This is a genomic window from Pseudomonas sp. 20-5, from assembly GCF_056782835.1.
In genome coordinates this window covers 3393245-3407115 of record NZ_CM165584.1, presented here as the reverse complement: position 1 = coordinate 3407115, position 13871 = coordinate 3393245, and the positions used below count along the sequence as shown (strand labels likewise).

Annotated in this window: 12 protein-coding genes; 10 read left to right on the top strand and 2 right to left on the bottom strand. The window is 68.6% G+C overall.

Annotation, left to right across the window (positions count from 1 at the left end; all coding sequences use genetic code 11):
- Window positions 1-13: 13 nt before the first annotated feature.
- A complete protein-coding gene (gene exaA / locus AC1RB9_RS15585) occupies window positions 14-1885 on the bottom strand; it encodes a quinoprotein ethanol dehydrogenase (RefSeq protein WP_003088524.1) in 1872 nt (623 codons plus the stop codon).
- A gap of 312 nt (window positions 1886-2197) precedes the next feature.
- On the opposite strand from exaA, the gene pedF reads away from it, so the two are divergent.
- The 10 genes from pedF to AC1RB9_RS15535 all read left to right on the top strand — a co-directional run bounded on the left by pedF (window position 2198) and on the right by AC1RB9_RS15535 (window position 12549).
- Window positions 2198-2635 carry a cytochrome c-550 PedF gene (gene pedF / locus AC1RB9_RS15580; RefSeq protein WP_003107652.1) on the top strand — a complete coding sequence of 146 codons (438 nt, stop codon included), beginning with the start codon at window positions 2198-2200 and terminating at the stop codon, window positions 2633-2635.
- Window positions 2636-2721: 86 nt separating this feature from the next.
- Window positions 2722-4242 (top strand): acetaldehyde dehydrogenase ExaC, encoded by a 1521-nt coding sequence (gene exaC / locus AC1RB9_RS15575; RefSeq protein WP_003117412.1) that lies wholly within the window; start codon window positions 2722-2724, stop codon window positions 4240-4242.
- A gap of 356 nt (window positions 4243-4598) precedes the next feature.
- Window positions 4599-4670, top strand: a complete 72-nt coding sequence (pqqA, locus tag AC1RB9_RS15570) for a pyrroloquinoline quinone precursor peptide PqqA (RefSeq protein ID WP_003106462.1) — start codon at window positions 4599-4601, stop codon at window positions 4668-4670.
- A gap of 52 nt (window positions 4671-4722) precedes the next feature.
- Window positions 4723-5637, top strand: coding sequence for a pyrroloquinoline quinone biosynthesis protein PqqB (gene pqqB, locus AC1RB9_RS15565; RefSeq protein ID WP_003113495.1), 915 nt, complete (start codon window positions 4723-4725; stop codon window positions 5635-5637).
- Between the two features lie 9 nt (window positions 5638-5646).
- A complete protein-coding gene (gene pqqC / locus AC1RB9_RS15560; RefSeq protein ID WP_003111679.1) occupies window positions 5647-6399 on the top strand; it encodes a pyrroloquinoline-quinone synthase PqqC in 753 nt (250 codons plus the stop codon).
- Window positions 6396-6674 (top strand): pyrroloquinoline quinone biosynthesis peptide chaperone PqqD, encoded by a 279-nt coding sequence (gene pqqD / locus AC1RB9_RS15555; protein WP_003088542.1) that lies wholly within the window; start codon window positions 6396-6398, stop codon window positions 6672-6674. Before pqqC ends, pqqD begins: the two co-directional genes overlap by 4 nt.
- Entirely contained in the window at window positions 6646-7791 is a 1146-nt protein-coding gene (pqqE, locus tag AC1RB9_RS15550; protein ID WP_003119136.1) for a pyrroloquinoline quinone biosynthesis protein PqqE, read from the top strand. Before pqqD ends, pqqE begins: the two co-directional genes overlap by 29 nt.
- Window positions 7792-7795: 4 nt before the next feature.
- On the top strand, window positions 7796-9622 hold the full coding sequence (locus AC1RB9_RS15545; protein WP_003121719.1) for an alpha/beta hydrolase family protein: 1827 nt from the start codon (window positions 7796-7798) through the stop codon (window positions 9620-9622).
- Window positions 9623-9707: 85 nt separating this feature from the next.
- Complete coding sequence (gene ercA / locus AC1RB9_RS15540; RefSeq protein ID WP_003088548.1) at window positions 9708-10871, top strand: alcohol dehydrogenase-like regulatory protein ErcA; 1164 nt, start codon at window positions 9708-9710, stop codon at window positions 10869-10871.
- Window positions 10855-12549 carry a hybrid sensor histidine kinase/response regulator gene (locus tag AC1RB9_RS15535; protein WP_003106469.1) on the top strand — a complete coding sequence of 565 codons (1695 nt, stop codon included), beginning with the start codon at window positions 10855-10857 and terminating at the stop codon, window positions 12547-12549. Before ercA ends, AC1RB9_RS15535 begins: the two co-directional genes overlap by 17 nt.
- 32 nt (window positions 12550-12581) lie before the next feature.
- Here the strand turns inward: AC1RB9_RS15535 and AC1RB9_RS15530 are convergent, their stop codons facing one another.
- On the bottom strand, window positions 12582-13790 hold the full coding sequence (locus AC1RB9_RS15530; RefSeq protein WP_003450410.1) for an MFS transporter: 1209 nt from the start codon (window positions 13788-13790) through the stop codon (window positions 12582-12584).
- Between the last annotated feature and the right edge of the window lie 81 nt (window positions 13791-13871).

Below are 13871 nucleotides of genomic sequence, written 5' to 3'. Positions count from 1 at the left end.
CGCGGCGCGGGGATCAGCGGCTGGCGGTGCGGTTGTCCCAGCTGGGCAGCTTGAATACCCAGAAGGAACCGCCCTGGGCCACCGGCCGGGTCAGGTCGGCCATGTCGCCGCCCCACAGCGGCACGGCGCCGCCGTAGCCGACGGTCACGCCGAGGTACTGCTCGCCGTCCTGTTCCCAGGTGATCGGTGGCGAGACGATGCCGCTGCCGGTCTGGAATTTCCACAGCTCCTTGCCGCTCTTCGCGTCGAAGGCCTTGAAGTAGCCGTCGCCGGTGCCGGTGAACACCAGGTTGCCGGCGGTGGCCAGCACCCCGGCCCAGAGCGGCAGGTGTTCCTTGTGTTCCCAGACCACCTTGCCGCTGACCGGGTCCATGGCGCGCAGGCTGCCGACGTGGTCGTCGTACATGCGCTTGATCCGGAAGCCCATGCCAAGGTAGGCGCTGCCCTTCGTATAGCTGACCTCCTCGGTCCAGTAGTCTTCCTTCCAGTGGTTGGCCGGCACGTAGAACAGGCCGGTGTCCTGGCTGTAGGCCATCGGGTTCCAGTTCTTGCCGCCGAGGAACGGCGGCGATACTTCCACCGCCTTGCCATGCTTCTGCCCCGGTTCCGGCAGCGGCGGGCGCTGGCCCTCGCGCTCCACCGGGCGGCCGGTCTTCAGGTCGATGTGGCTGGCCCAGGTGATGTTGTCGACGAAGGGGAAGGCGTTCTGCAACTTGCCGTTGCTGCGGTCGACCACATAGAAGAAGCCGTTGCGGTCGGCGTGGGCGGTGGCCTTGACGATCTTGCCGTCCTTGGCCTTGTAGTCGAACAGCACCAGTTCGTTGTTGCCGGAGAAGTCCCAGGCGTCGTTGGGGGTGTGCTGGTAGAACCACTTCACCTCGCCGCTGCTCGGGTCCACCCCGACCTGGCCGGAGGTGTAGAGGCTGTCGTAGTCATGCGGGTTGCCGCCCTTGGCGGTGCGCGCCCAGGTGTTCCACGGGCCGGGGTTGCCGGCGCCGACGATGATGGTGTTGGTCTCGGCGTCGAAGCTGGCGCTCTGCCAGGGAGCGCCGCCGCCGTGGCTCCACGACTCGACCTTGCCGGTCGGCGAGTTGCGATCGTCCGGCCAGGAGGGCGCCTTGACGTCGCCGGTCACCGTGCTGTCCTTGCCGTTCAGGCGGCCCATGTGGCCTTCGACGAAGGGACGCATCCAGATTTCCTCGCCGGTATCCGGATCGCGGGCGAACAGGCGGCCGACCACGCCGAACTCGTCGCCCGAACTGCCGTGGATCAGCAGGACCTTGCCGGTCTTGCCGTCCTTCACGATGGTCGGCGCGCCAGTCATGGTGTAGCCGGCGCCGTGATCGGCGAACTTCTTCTTCCACACCACCTTGCCGGTGTTCTTGTTCAGCGCCACCACCGAGGCGTCGAGGGTGCCGAAGAACACCTTGTCGCCATAGATCGCGGCGCCGCGGTTGACCACGTCGCAGCACGGGCGGATGTCGTCGGGCAGGCGGTGGTTGTAGGTCCACAGGCGCTTGCCGGTCTTCGCATCGAGGGCGAACAGCCGCGAGTAGGAGGCGGTCACGTAGATCACGCCGTCGCTGACGATGGCCTGGGACTCCTGGCCGCGCTGTTTCTCGTCGCCGAAGGAGTACGACCAGGCCGGGGTCAGCTTGAACACGTTGTCGGCGTTGACCTGCTTGAGCGGGCTCCAGCGCTGGGCGTGGGTGCCCATGCCGTATTGCAGCACGTCGCCGGTGGTCTTGTCGTCGTTGGCGATGTCCTCCCAGGTCACATCCTTGGCCAGCGCGGCGCCAGCGCTGCCCAGGGCGACGGCGAAGGCGAGGCAGTGCAGGCTCGGGCGCAGGAGGCCGGCAGGGGCGGGTGAGGTTCTTGTTGTCATGATCGGGTTCCCGTTTGGAGTGAGGGTCGAGAAACGGCAGGCCGCTGCTCGGGCCGCGGCGGCTTCATGGTGGAAGCGGGGCGCGCCGACGGGAACGGAAGATCGCCCGATTCGTCCGGGAAGACTTCCCGGACGGGGCATGACTTGGACTTGCTGCCAAAGCCCCGCGTAAGGCCTTCCGAGGCTCTACTCCGAAGGGAGTAGGCGAGGACGCCCAAAGCAGGATTCGGGCGCGCGGCGGAGCTTCCTAGGATGGCGATGAGCGCCGTTTGGCGCCCGTGCCTTGTCCTGTCTCCCCGGAGGAATGAAGTGATGAACAAGAACAACGCCTTGCGCGGCCTGCTGGTGCTGGCCGGTCTCAGCCTCTCGAGCCTGGCGCTGGCCCACGGCGATGTGACCCCCCAGGCAGTGGACACCAAGGGACTCGAGCCGCTGGGCAAGGAATGGCGCGACACCAACCCCTACCGCAAGCCCTACGCCAAGCACGACCTCGCCGTCGAGATCGGCGCCTCCGCCTACAACCAGAACTGCGCGCGCTGCCACGGCCTGGAAGCCAAGTCCGGCGGCATCGCCCCGGACCTGCGCCTGCTGGAGACCGGCGCCGAGGGCGACGAATGGTTCAAGGAGCGGGTCATCAACGGCGCGGTGCGCGATGGCGCGGTGTACATGCCGAAGATGGCCGACTTCATCAGCCAGGAAGGCCTCTGGGCGATCCGCAGCTATCTGGAAAGCGTGCACGTCGACGAGTGACGCGCCCGACCCTTCGCCGCCGACCGCGGCGCCCTTGCACGAGTCCGCCGCGCCACGGCGGAACGACCACACAGGAGAGCTTCGCCATGATCTACGCAGCGCCCGGAACCCCCGGTGCCGTCGTCACCTTCAAGCCTCGCTACGGCAACTACATCGGCGGCGAGTTCGTGCCTCCGGTCAAGGGCCAGTACTTCACCAACACCTCGCCGGTGAACGGCCAGCCGATCGCCGAGTTCCCCCGTTCCACCGCCGAGGACATCGACAAGGCCCTCGATGCCGCCCACGCCGCCGCCGACGCCTGGGGCCGTACCTCGGTGCAGGAGCGTTCGAACATCCTGCTGAAGATCGCCGACCGCATCGAGCAGAACCTGGAACTGCTCGCCGTCACCGAGACCTGGGACAACGGCAAGGCCGTGCGCGAGACCCTCAACGCCGACATCCCCCTGGCCGCCGACCACTTCCGCTACTTCGCCGGCTGCATCCGCGCCCAGGAAGGCTCCGCCGCCGAGATCAACGACAGCACCGTGGCCTACCACATCCACGAGCCCTTGGGCGTAGTCGGGCAGATCATCCCGTGGAACTTCCCGCTGCTGATGGCCGCCTGGAAGCTGGCCCCGGCGCTGGCCGCCGGCAACTGCGTGGTGCTCAAGCCGGCCGAGCAGACCCCGCTGGGCATCTGCGTGCTGCTGGAACTCATCGGCGACCTGCTGCCGCCGGGCGTGCTCAACGTCGTCCAGGGCTTCGGCAGGGAGGCCGGCGAGGCCCTGGCCACCAGCAAGCGCATCGCCAAGATCGCCTTCACCGGTTCCACCCCGGTCGGCTCGCACATCCTCAAGTGCGCGGCGGAGAACATCATTCCCTCCACCGTCGAGCTGGGCGGCAAGAGCCCGAACATCTATTTCGAAGACATCATGCAGGCCGAGCCGGCGTTCATCGAGAAGGCCGCCGAGGGCCTGGTGCTGGCCTTCTTCAACCAGGGCGAGGTGTGCACCTGCCCGTCCCGCGCGCTGGTCCAGGAGTCGATCTACCCGGCATTCATGGAAGAGGTGCTGAAAAAGGTCAGGGCGATCAAGCGCGGCGACCCGCTGGACACCGAGACCATGGTCGGCGCCCAGGCTTCCCAGCAGCAGTACGAGAAGATCCTCTCCTACCTCGACATCGCCCAGCAGGAAGGCGCCGAGCTGCTCGCCGGCGGCAGCGTCGAGAAGCTCGAAGGCAACCTGGCCAGCGGCTACTACATCCAGCCGACCCTGCTCAAGGGGCACAACGGCATGCGCGTGTTCCAGGAGGAAATCTTCGGCCCGGTGGTCGGCGTCACCACCTTCAAGGACGAAGCCGAGGCCCTGGCCATCGCCAACGACACCGAGTACGGCCTCGGCGCCGGCCTCTGGACCCGCGACATCAACCGCGCCTACCGCATGGGCCGCGGGATCAAGGCCGGTCGCGTGTGGACCAACTGCTACCACCTGTACCCGGCCCACGCCGCGTTCGGCGGCTACAAGAAGTCCGGCGTCGGTCGCGAGACGCACAAGATGATGCTCGACCACTACCAGCAGACCAAGAACCTGCTGGTGAGCTACGACATCAACCCGCTGGGCTTCTTCTGAGCGGTCCTCAGCCGCCGCGGATCGCTCCGACCCGCGGCCTTTCCGCCAAGGCACCTGCGGGTGCGCTCGTCCCGCGTCCCGACGCGGCTTTCCCCATGGCGGGTTCTGGCGCGACGCGGCCCTGGCCGCGTCTTTTTTTTCGCCTCGCCGCCGCCCCTGCATGGACTAGGCTTCTGCCCTGCACCAGGGCGAACCAGGGGGCGCAACGGCGTTCTCCCGGCGAACCTTGGGCGGGACAGGCAGTCCCTACCAAATCAGGGGGAAAACTCCTTCGAAAGTCTCATTCGGAGCGAGCCCCGCTGATGTTTAACTCGACCTGCCGGAATCGCCCGGCCCCACCAGAGAGGATCGACCCCATGTGGACCAAGCCCAGCTTCACCGACCTGCGTCTCGGTTTCGAAGTGACCCTCTACTTCGCCAACCGCTGATCCGTTCGGCCCCGGTCTTCCGGGGCCTCCCTCCAGCCCGCGGGGCAGACCCATGCACATCCGTATTCTCGGTTCGGCCGCCGGCGGCGGCTTCCCCCAGTGGAACTGCAACTGCCGCAACTGTCGCGGGGTCCGCGACGGCAGCGTAGCGGCCCAGCCACGCACGCAATCCTCCATCGCCCTGTCCGACGACGGCGAGCGCTGGATCCTCTGCAACGCCTCGCCCGACATCCGTGCCCAGATCGCCGCCTTCCCGGCCCTCCAGCCGGCGCGTCGGCCGCGCGATACGGCGATCGGCGCGATCGTCCTGCTCGACAGCCAGATCGACCACACCACCGGCCTGCTCAGCCTGCGCGAAGGCTGCCCGCACGAAGTCTGGTGCACGCAGATGGTCCACCAGGACCTCAGCGAAGGCTTCCCGCTGTTCCCCATGCTTTCCCACTGGAACGGCGGCCTGCGCCACCGGCCGATCGCCCTCGATGGCGAGCCTTTCGCCATTCCGGCCTGTCCGCGCCTGCGCTTCACCGCGATCCCCCTGCGCAGTAGCGCGCCGCCGTATTCCCCGCATCGCGGCGATCCGCATCCGGGCGACAACATCGGCCTGTTCGTCGAGGACCTCGATAGCGCCGGTGCGCTGTTCTATGCACCGGGCCTCGGCGAGGTGGACGAGGCGCTGCTCGAATGGATGCGCCGCGCCGACTGCCTGCTGGTGGACGGTACGCTCTGGCGCGACGACGAGATGCTGGTCTGCGAGGTCGGCGACAAGCTCGGCCGGCAGATGGGGCACCTGGCGCAGAGCGGGCCGGGCGGCATGCTCGAGGTGCTGGCGAAGGTGCCGGCCGCGCGCAAGGTGCTCATCCACATCAACAACACCAATCCCATCCTCGACACCGCTTCGGCCGAACGCGCCGAGCTGGATGCCAGTGGCATCGAAGTGGCCTGGGATGGCATGCACATCCAGCTGTAGGGGGCCAACATGAGCCGTGCCGCCATGGATCGCGCCGAATTCGAACGGGCGCTGCGCGACAAGGGACGCTACTACCATATCCACCATCCGTTCCATGTCGCGATGTACGAGGGCCGTGCCAGTCGCGAACAGATCCAGGGCTGGGTGGCGAACCGTTTCTACTACCAGGTCAACATCCCGCTGAAGGACGCGGCGATCCTGGCCAACTGTCCCGACCGCGAGGTCCGCCGCGAGTGGATCCAGCGTATCCTCGACCACGACGGCGCCCCCGGCGAGGCGGGCGGCATCGAGGCCTGGCTGCGTCTGGCGGAAGCGGTGGGCCTGGAGCGCGAGCAGGTGCTGTCCGAGGAGCGGGTGCTGCCCGGCGTGCGCTTCGCCGTCGACGCCTACGTCAACTTCGCCCGTCGCGCCAGTTGGCAGGAGGCGGCGAGCAGTTCGCTGACCGAACTCTTCGCCCCGCAGATCCACCAGTCGCGGCTGGACAGCTGGCCGCGCCACTATCCGTGGATCGAGGCGGCCGGCTACGAGTATTTCCGCAGTCGCCTGGCCCAGGCCCGGCGCGACGTCGAGCACGGCCTGCGGATCACCCTGGAGCACTATCGGACCCGCGAGGCACAGGAACGCATGCTGGATATCCTGCAATTCAAGCTGGACGTGTTGTGGAGCATGCTCGACGCGATGAGCATGGCCTACGAACTCGAACGCCCGCCGTACCACACGGTGACCCGCGAGCGGGTCTGGCATCGGGGGCTGGCATCATGAGCCTGCCGTCGCTCGACAGCGTGCCGATGCTGCGCCGGGGCTTCCGCTTCCAGTTCGAACCGGCCCAGGACTGCCATGTGCTGCTCTACCCCGAAGGCATGGTCAAGCTCAACGACAGCGCCGGGGAAATCCTCAAGCTGGTCGATGGCCGCCGCGACGTGGCGGCCATCGTCGCGGCGCTGCGCGAGCGTTTCCCCGAAGTCCCCGGCATAGACGAAGACATCCTGGCGTTCCTCGAGGTGGCCCATGCGCAATTCTGGATCGAGCTGCAGTGAAAGCGTGGGGCCGCCGCTCTGGCTGCTGGCCGAGCTGACCTATCGCTGTCCGTTGCAGTGCCCGTACTGCTCGAACCCGCTGGAATTCGCCCGCGAGGGCGCCGAGCTGAGTACCGCGGAATGGATCGAGGTGTTCCGCCAGGCCCGCGAGCTGGGCGCCGCACAGCTCGGTTTCTCCGGCGGCGAGCCGCTGCTGCGCCAGGACCTCGCCGAACTGATCGAGGCAGGGCGCGGCCTGGGCTTCTACACCAACCTGATCACCTCCGGCATCGGCCTCGACGAGGCACGCCTGGCGCGCTTCGCCGAGGCCGGGCTGGACCACGTGCAGATCAGCTTCCAGGCCGCCGACGAAGAAGTGAACAACCTGCTCGCCGGCTCACGCAAGGCCTTCGCCCAGAAACTGGCGATGGCCCGCGCGGTGAAGGCGCACGGCTATCCGATGGTGCTCAACTTCGTCACCCACCGGCACAACATCGACAACATCGAGCGGATCATCCAGCTGTGCATCGAGCTGGAAGCCGATTACGTCGAACTCGCCACTTGCCAGTTCTACGGCTGGGCCGCGCTGAACCGTGCCGGGCTGCTGCCGACCCGCGCCCAACTGGAGCGCGCCGAGCGGATCACCGCCGAATACCGCCAGCGGCTGGCCGCCGAAGGCAACCCGTGCAAGCTGATCTTCGTCACCCCCGACTACTACGAGGAACGGCCGAAGGCCTGCATGGGCGGCTGGGCCAGCGTATTCCTCGACATCACCCCCGACGGCACCGCGCTGCCGTGTCACAGCGCGCGGCAATTGCCGGTGCAGTTTCCCAACGTGCGCGAGCACAGCCTGCGCCACATCTGGTACGAATCGTTCGGCTTCAACCGTTACCGCGGCGACGCCTGGATGCCCGAACCCTGCCGTTCCTGCGAGGAGAAGGAGAGGGACCACGGCGGCTGCCGCTGCCAGGCGTTCCTCCTCACCGGCGATGCCGACGCCACCGACCCGGTCTGCGCCAAGTCGGCACGGCACGACCTGATCCTCGCGGCCCGTCGCCAGGCCGAGGAGGCGCCGCTTGGCCTGGACGCGCTGACCTGGCGCAACCAGCGCGCGTCACGCCTGATCTGCAAGGCCTGAGGCAATGGTCGACTACGGCGACTGGCCGAGCGACTGGAGCGCCGAGCGCGCGGTGGCCGCCGGGCGCGATTTCAGCGAGCTGAAGGCGGCCCATGGCGGGCTGGCCTGGGTGGAATTCGATCCGGCCAGTGCGCGCTCGCGCCTGTACCTGTGGCGCGACGGCGTGCTGGAGGAGCCCACCGCGCCGGACGGCTCGGTGCGCAGCCGGGTCTACGAGTACGGCGGCGGCGCCTGCTGCGTGACGCTCGACGGGCTGGCCTGGGTCGACGAAACCGACCAGCAGGTACGCCGCTGGCGAGCGGGCCGCGCAGCCCAAGTGCTGGGCGGCGGGGCGCAGTGTCGCTACGGCGACCTGGCCTACGTCGATGCCTGGGATGCCCTGCTGGCGGTGGAAGAGAGCCATGGGCCGACCGGGGTCGTGCATCGCATCGTGCGCCTGGACGCCGATGGCGCGCGCCGGGTGCTGGTCGAGGGTGCCGATTTCTACGCCGCGCCGCGTGCCGCCGGCCAGGGGCGGCGGCTGGCCTGGATCGAATGGGACCGTCCGCACCAGCCCTGGACCGAGACCCGCCTGGGCCTGGCGGAGAATGGGCGTACGCGCTGCCTGGCCGGAGCCGGAGGCGGCGAGTCGATCCAGCAACCACGCTTCGATCCCGCCGGCCGCCTTCACTGGCTGAGCGACCGCGACGGCTGGTGGCGTCCCTGCGCCGAGGTAGCGTTGGCCGGCCGCTTCGCCGATGCCGACCACGCTGGCGCGCCCTGGCAATTGGGCGCTTGCAGCTACCTGCCGCTGGGAGAGGGAAGGCTGCTGCTCAGTCGCGTCGAGGCCGGCGGCGGGCAACTGTTCCTGCGCGAAGCGGACGGCAGCGAGCGGCGCCTGGCCGCGGACTGGAACCGGTTCGCCGGACTGGCCGCGGATGCCCGGGCGTTCTACTGCATCGCGGCGGCGGCCGGGCGCCTGCCGGCGCTGCTGGCGATCCATCGCGACGAGCTGCGTGTCGAGGTGCTGCGTGGCGGCGAGCGACCGCTGGCGGAGGACGACCTGTCGCATCCGCAGGCCTTCGTCTATGGGCTGGGCAACGGCGAAAACGGCCACGGTTTCTTCTATCCGCCGCGCAATGCCCGCCGCCGCGTCGATCCCCGACGACCACCGCCGCTGCTGGTGTGGCTGCATGGCGGACCGACCTCGATGCATTCGCCGGCGTTCGATGCCGGCCTGCAGTTCTGGACCCAGCGCGGTTTCGCCGTGGCCGCGCTGAACTACCGGGGCAGCAGCGGCTACGGCCGCGCCTATCGGCAGCGCTTGCGCGGCCAGTGGGGGCGCCTGGAGTTGCGCGATATCGAGGCCGCGCTGGCGCAGCTGGACGCGGAGGGACGGATCGACCGCGCCCGGGTCTTCGTCCGTGGCGCCAGCGCCGGAGGCTACAGCGCGTTGCGCGCCCTGGCTTGCCTCGATGGCCTGCGCGGCGGCGCCAGTCTCTATGGGGTCAGCGATCCGTTGGCACTGGCGCGTTGCACCCACAAGTTCGAGGGTGACTACCTCGACTGGCTGATTGGCGACCCGCTGCGCCAGCGCCGTCGCTACCTGGTGCGCAGCCCGGTGCTTCAGGTCGGGCGTATCCGCGCGCCGGTAGTGTTCTTCCAGGGCGGGCTCGACGCGGTGGTGGTGCCGGAGCAGACCGAGGCGATGGTCGCCGGCCTGCGGCGCAGCGGCGTGCGCGTGGAGTGCCACCGCTATCCGCAGGAGCGCCACGGTTTCCGCCAGCCGGCCAATCGCGCCCATGCGCTGCTGGCGGAATGGCGCTTCTACCTGGGCCTGCTGGAGGATTGAAAGGGCCGCCAAGGTCGCATTGCAATAACCGACGAATGCAGTAGGCTGCCGGCAATGTCCGATAACAATAAGAATGGTCTGTCAGATGAGCCACGACCTCAGCCAACTGCGTAAATTCGTCTCGCCCGAGATCATCTTCGGCGCCGGCTGCCGGCACAGCGTCGCCAACTACGTGAAGACCTTCGGTGCGCGCAAGGTCCTGCTGGTCTCCGACCCCGGCGTGCTCGCCGCCGGCTGGGTCGCCGACATCCAGGCAAGCCTGGAGGGGCAGGGCATCGACTACTGCCTGTATACCGACGTTTCGCCCAACCCCCGGGTCGACGAGGTGATGCTCGGCGCCGAGTTCTATCGCAGCGAGGGCTGCAATGTGATCGTCGCGGTGGGCGGCGGCAGCCCGATGGATTGCGCCAAGGGCATCGGCATCGTCGCCGCCCATGGCCGCAGCATCCTCGAGTTCGAAGGCGTCGACCGGCTGCGGGTGCCGAGTCCGCCGCTGATCCTGATCCCGACCACCGCCGGGACTTCGGCGGACGTCTCGCAGTTCGTGATCATTTCCAACCAGGACGAGCGCATGAAGTTCTCCGTGGTGAGCAAGGCGGTTGTGCCTGACGTCTCGCTGATCGACCCGGAAACCACGTTGACCATGGATCCCTTCCTTTCGGCCTGTACCGGCATCGATGCACTGGTACACGCCATCGAGGCGTTCGTCTCCACCGGCCACGGGCCGCTGACCGATCCCCACGCGCTGGAAGCGATGCGCCTGATCGATGGCAATCTGGTACAGATGATCGCCAATCCCGGCGACATCGCCCTGCGCGAGAAGATCATGCTCGGGAGCATGCAGGCCGGGCTGGCCTTCTCCAACGCCATCCTCGGCGCGGTGCATGCCATGTCGCACAGCCTCGGCGGCTATCTCGACCTGCCCCACGGCCTGTGCAACGCGGCGCTGGTCGAACACGTGGTGGCGTTCAACTACAGCGCCGCGCCGGAACGCTTCAAGGTGATCGCCGAGACCTTCGGCATCGATTGCCGCGGTCTGACCCAGGGGCAGGTCCGCCAGCGCCTGGTGGACCACCTGATCGCCTTCAAGCACGCCGTGGGTTTCCACGAGAGCCTCGCCCTGCACGGGGTCGGCAGCTCCGACATTCCTTTCCTCTCGCGCCACGCGATGCAGGACCCGTGCATCCTTACCAACCCGCGCGAGTCGAGCCAGCGCGATGTCGAGGTGGTCTATGGCGAGGCCCTCTGAGCAGCAGCAGGAGGCCCTGGCCGGGTTACTCGGCCTGGGCAGCCACTCCGCGCGCAAGAGCCACTACCCGGAGCTGCTGGCGCGCCTGGAGGAGCTGGAGGCCGAGCGCAACCGCTACAAATGGCTGTTCGAGCACGCGGTGCACGGCATCTTCCAGGCCAGCCTCGGCCAGGGGCTGCGCGCCGCCAATCCGGCGCTGGCGCAGATGCTCGGCTACGACGATCCGCAACAGGTGCTCTGGTCGCTGGAGGACATGGCCGGGCAACTGTTCGTCGGCGGCGAGGCCGAGATGCGACGGATCCGCGCGCTGCTGCGCGAGCGCGGCGGCCTGTTCGGCTACGAGACGCGCCTCTGGCGCAGGGACGGCAGTCACATCGAGGTATTGATGAACCTGCTGCTCAGGCACGACGAGGAAGAATTGGTCGAAGGTTTCGTCGCCGACATCACCGAGCGGGTCCAGGCCCAGCAGCGCCTGCAGACCATGAACGAGGAGCTGGAGCGGCGGGTAGCCGAGCGCACCCACGAGCTGGAAGAGCTCAACCGCCAGTTGCGCCAGGCGCGCGACGCCGCCGAAGCCGCCAACCACAGCAAGGACAAGTACCTCGCCGCCGCCAGCCACGACCTGCTGCAACCGCTCAACGCGGCGCGGCTGCTGGTCGACACCCTGCGCGAACGGGGCCTGCCGGCCGCCGAACTGCAACTGGTGGAGCGCACCCACCTGGCCCTGGAAGGCGCCGAGACCTTGCTCACCGACCTGCTGGAAATCGCCCGGCTCGACCAGAGCGCGATCCGTCCGGACCTGGACGACTATTCCCTCGACGAACTGCTCGCTCCGCTGGCCTCGGAGTTCGAGGAAGTCGCGCGTGCCGCCGGCCTGGCCCTGCGTGCGCGGATCCCGCGACTAGCAGTGCGCACCGACGCGCGCCTGCTGTCGCGGATCCTGCGCAACTTGCTCAGCAACGCCTGCCGCTACACCGAGCGCGGCAGCGTGCTGCTGGGGGCGCGCCGGCGTGGCGGCAAGGTACGCCTGGAGGTGTGGGACACTGGCCGGGGCATCCCCGCCGACCAGTTGCAGGCGATCTTCCTCGAGTTCAACCAACTGGACGCCGGGCGCGCTTCCGAGCGCCGTGGCGTCGGACTCGGGCTGGCCATCGTCGACCGTATCGCCGGCATCCTCGGCTACCGCATCGAGGTGCATTCGACTCCAGGCCGAGGCTCGCTGTTCGCCATCGAGGTGCCGCTGGTCCGCAAGCCGGCGCGGCCAGCACCCGGCGAGGCGATTGCGCGGGTTTCGGCTGGTGATCCGCTGCCGGGACGGCGGCTGCTGGTGGTGGACAACGAGACCGAGATTCTCTTCAGCATGTCCGCGCTGCTCGGCCAGTGGGGCTGCGAGGTGCTTACCGCCACCGACCTGGAAGGCGCGCGCAAGGCGCTCGATGGCCGCGCGCCGGATGCGATCCTGGTCGACTACCACCTGGACCACGGCGCTACCGGTTGCCAGTTGCTGGGCGCCTTGCGCGAGGACTACGGCGCGGAGATCGCCGCGGTGATGATCACCGCCGACCGCAGCGACGATTGCCGCCGCGCGCTGGCCCGCCTGGGCGTGCCGCTGCTCAACAAGCCGCTGAAGCCCGGCAAGCTGCGCGCGGCCCTGAGCGCCTTGCTCGGGGAGCTCTAGAACGCGTACCGCCGCCTGGGACGGTGCACGCCCTAGCCGGGCCGGCGGCTGCGCCGGTGCAGTGCGACGGCCAGGGCCAGCCCGCCGAGCGAGGCCAGGCAGGCGAAGAGGAACATCGAGCGGAAGCCGAACAGGTTGGCTACGAAGCCCACCAGGGGCCCGGTGATGCCCAGCGACAGGTCGACGAACAGCGAGTAGGCGCCCAGCGCCGCGCCACGGTTGGAAGCCGGTACCAGGTTCACCGCTTCCACGCCGAACGCCGGGAACACCAGGGAGAAGCCGAAGCCGGTGAGGGCCGCGCCGGCCAGGCCGACCCAGGGATTCGGCGCGCTCCACAGCAGCAGCAGGCCGAGGCTTTCGACGCCGAGGCAGATGATCGCCACGCGGAAGCCGCCGAGCCGGTTGATGCTATTGGCGAACAACAGCCGGGCGCCGATGAAGCAACCGCCGAAGGCACTCAGGCAGAGCACTGCGTTGGCCCAGCCACGGCTGGCGTAGTAAAGGGTGATGAAGGTGGCGATGGTGCCGAAGCCGATCGCCCCCAGCGCCAGGCCCATACCGTGCGGGGTGACCCGGCCGAGCACATGGTGGAACGGCAGTCGCTCGCCGTGCACCAGCGGCGCCGGCAACTTCGGCCAGGCCAGGGCGAAGCCGAGCGCCCCGAGCAGGACGATGGACGCGCCCATGCTCCACAGCCCCAGCCAGTGCACCAGCAGCACCCCTAGCGGCGCCCCGAGGGCGATGGCGCCATAGCTGGCGATGCCGTTCCAGGAAATCACCTTGGCGGTGTGCGGCGCGCCGACCCGGCCGATGCCCCAGCCGATCGCCGCCGAGCCGACCAGGCTTTCCGCCGCGCCGAGTACCAGGCGGCCGACCAGCAGGCTGGCCAGGCTCAGCGCCGGCCAGCCCTGGATCGCCACCGAGAGCAGCATGAACAGCCCGCTCGCGGCGCTGCCGGCCATGCCGTAGAGCACTGCGCGCTTCGGCCCGAGGCCGTCGATGACGCGCCCGGCGTAGGGTCGGGCGAGCAGGGTGGCGAGGTACTGCAGGCTGATCACCAGGCCGGCCAGCACCGAGCCGTAGCCGAGGTCGTCGTGCACGTAGCCGGGCAGCACCGCCAGCGGGATGCCGATGGTCAGGTAGCCGATGAAGGTGAACATCACCACCGAGACGATCTGCAGGGTGACGTTTTGCCGGGCGCTGTCCTGCGCCGGCGGGGTGGGGCGGATATCGACGGACATGTGGGAAACGCGGTCGCAGTGGGTTGTCGCGGTCCGCCATGATGACCGTTGCGGATGACGAATGAAAGCAGGCTAACGGAT

Bases quoted from the DNA above. Each gene is read 5' to 3' on its own strand.
- exaA (WP_003088524.1), bottom strand. From the start codon at position 1,885: ATGACAACAAGAACCTCACCCGCCCCTGCCGGCCTCCTGCGCCCGAGC.
- pedF (WP_003107652.1), top strand. From the start codon at position 2,198: ATGAACAAGAACAACGCCTTGCGCGGCCTGCTGGTGCTGGCCGGTCTC.
- exaC (WP_003117412.1), top strand. From the start codon at position 2,722: ATGATCTACGCAGCGCCCGGAACCCCCGGTGCCGTCGTCACCTTCAAG.
- pqqB (WP_003113495.1), top strand. From the start codon at position 4,723: ATGCACATCCGTATTCTCGGTTCGGCCGCCGGCGGCGGCTTCCCCCAG.
- pqqC (WP_003111679.1), top strand. From the start codon at position 5,647: ATGAGCCGTGCCGCCATGGATCGCGCCGAATTCGAACGGGCGCTGCGC.
- pqqD (WP_003088542.1), top strand. From the start codon at position 6,396: ATGAGCCTGCCGTCGCTCGACAGCGTGCCGATGCTGCGCCGGGGCTTC.
- pqqE (WP_003119136.1), top strand. From the start codon at position 6,646: ATGCGCAATTCTGGATCGAGCTGCAGTGAAAGCGTGGGGCCGCCGCTC.
- AC1RB9_RS15545 (WP_003121719.1), top strand. From the start codon at position 7,796: ATGGTCGACTACGGCGACTGGCCGAGCGACTGGAGCGCCGAGCGCGCG.
- ercA (WP_003088548.1), top strand. From the start codon at position 9,708: ATGAGCCACGACCTCAGCCAACTGCGTAAATTCGTCTCGCCCGAGATC.
- AC1RB9_RS15535 (WP_003106469.1), top strand. From the start codon at position 10,855: ATGGCGAGGCCCTCTGAGCAGCAGCAGGAGGCCCTGGCCGGGTTACTC.
- AC1RB9_RS15530 (WP_003450410.1), bottom strand. From the start codon at position 13,790: ATGTCCGTCGATATCCGCCCCACCCCGCCGGCGCAGGACAGCGCCCGG.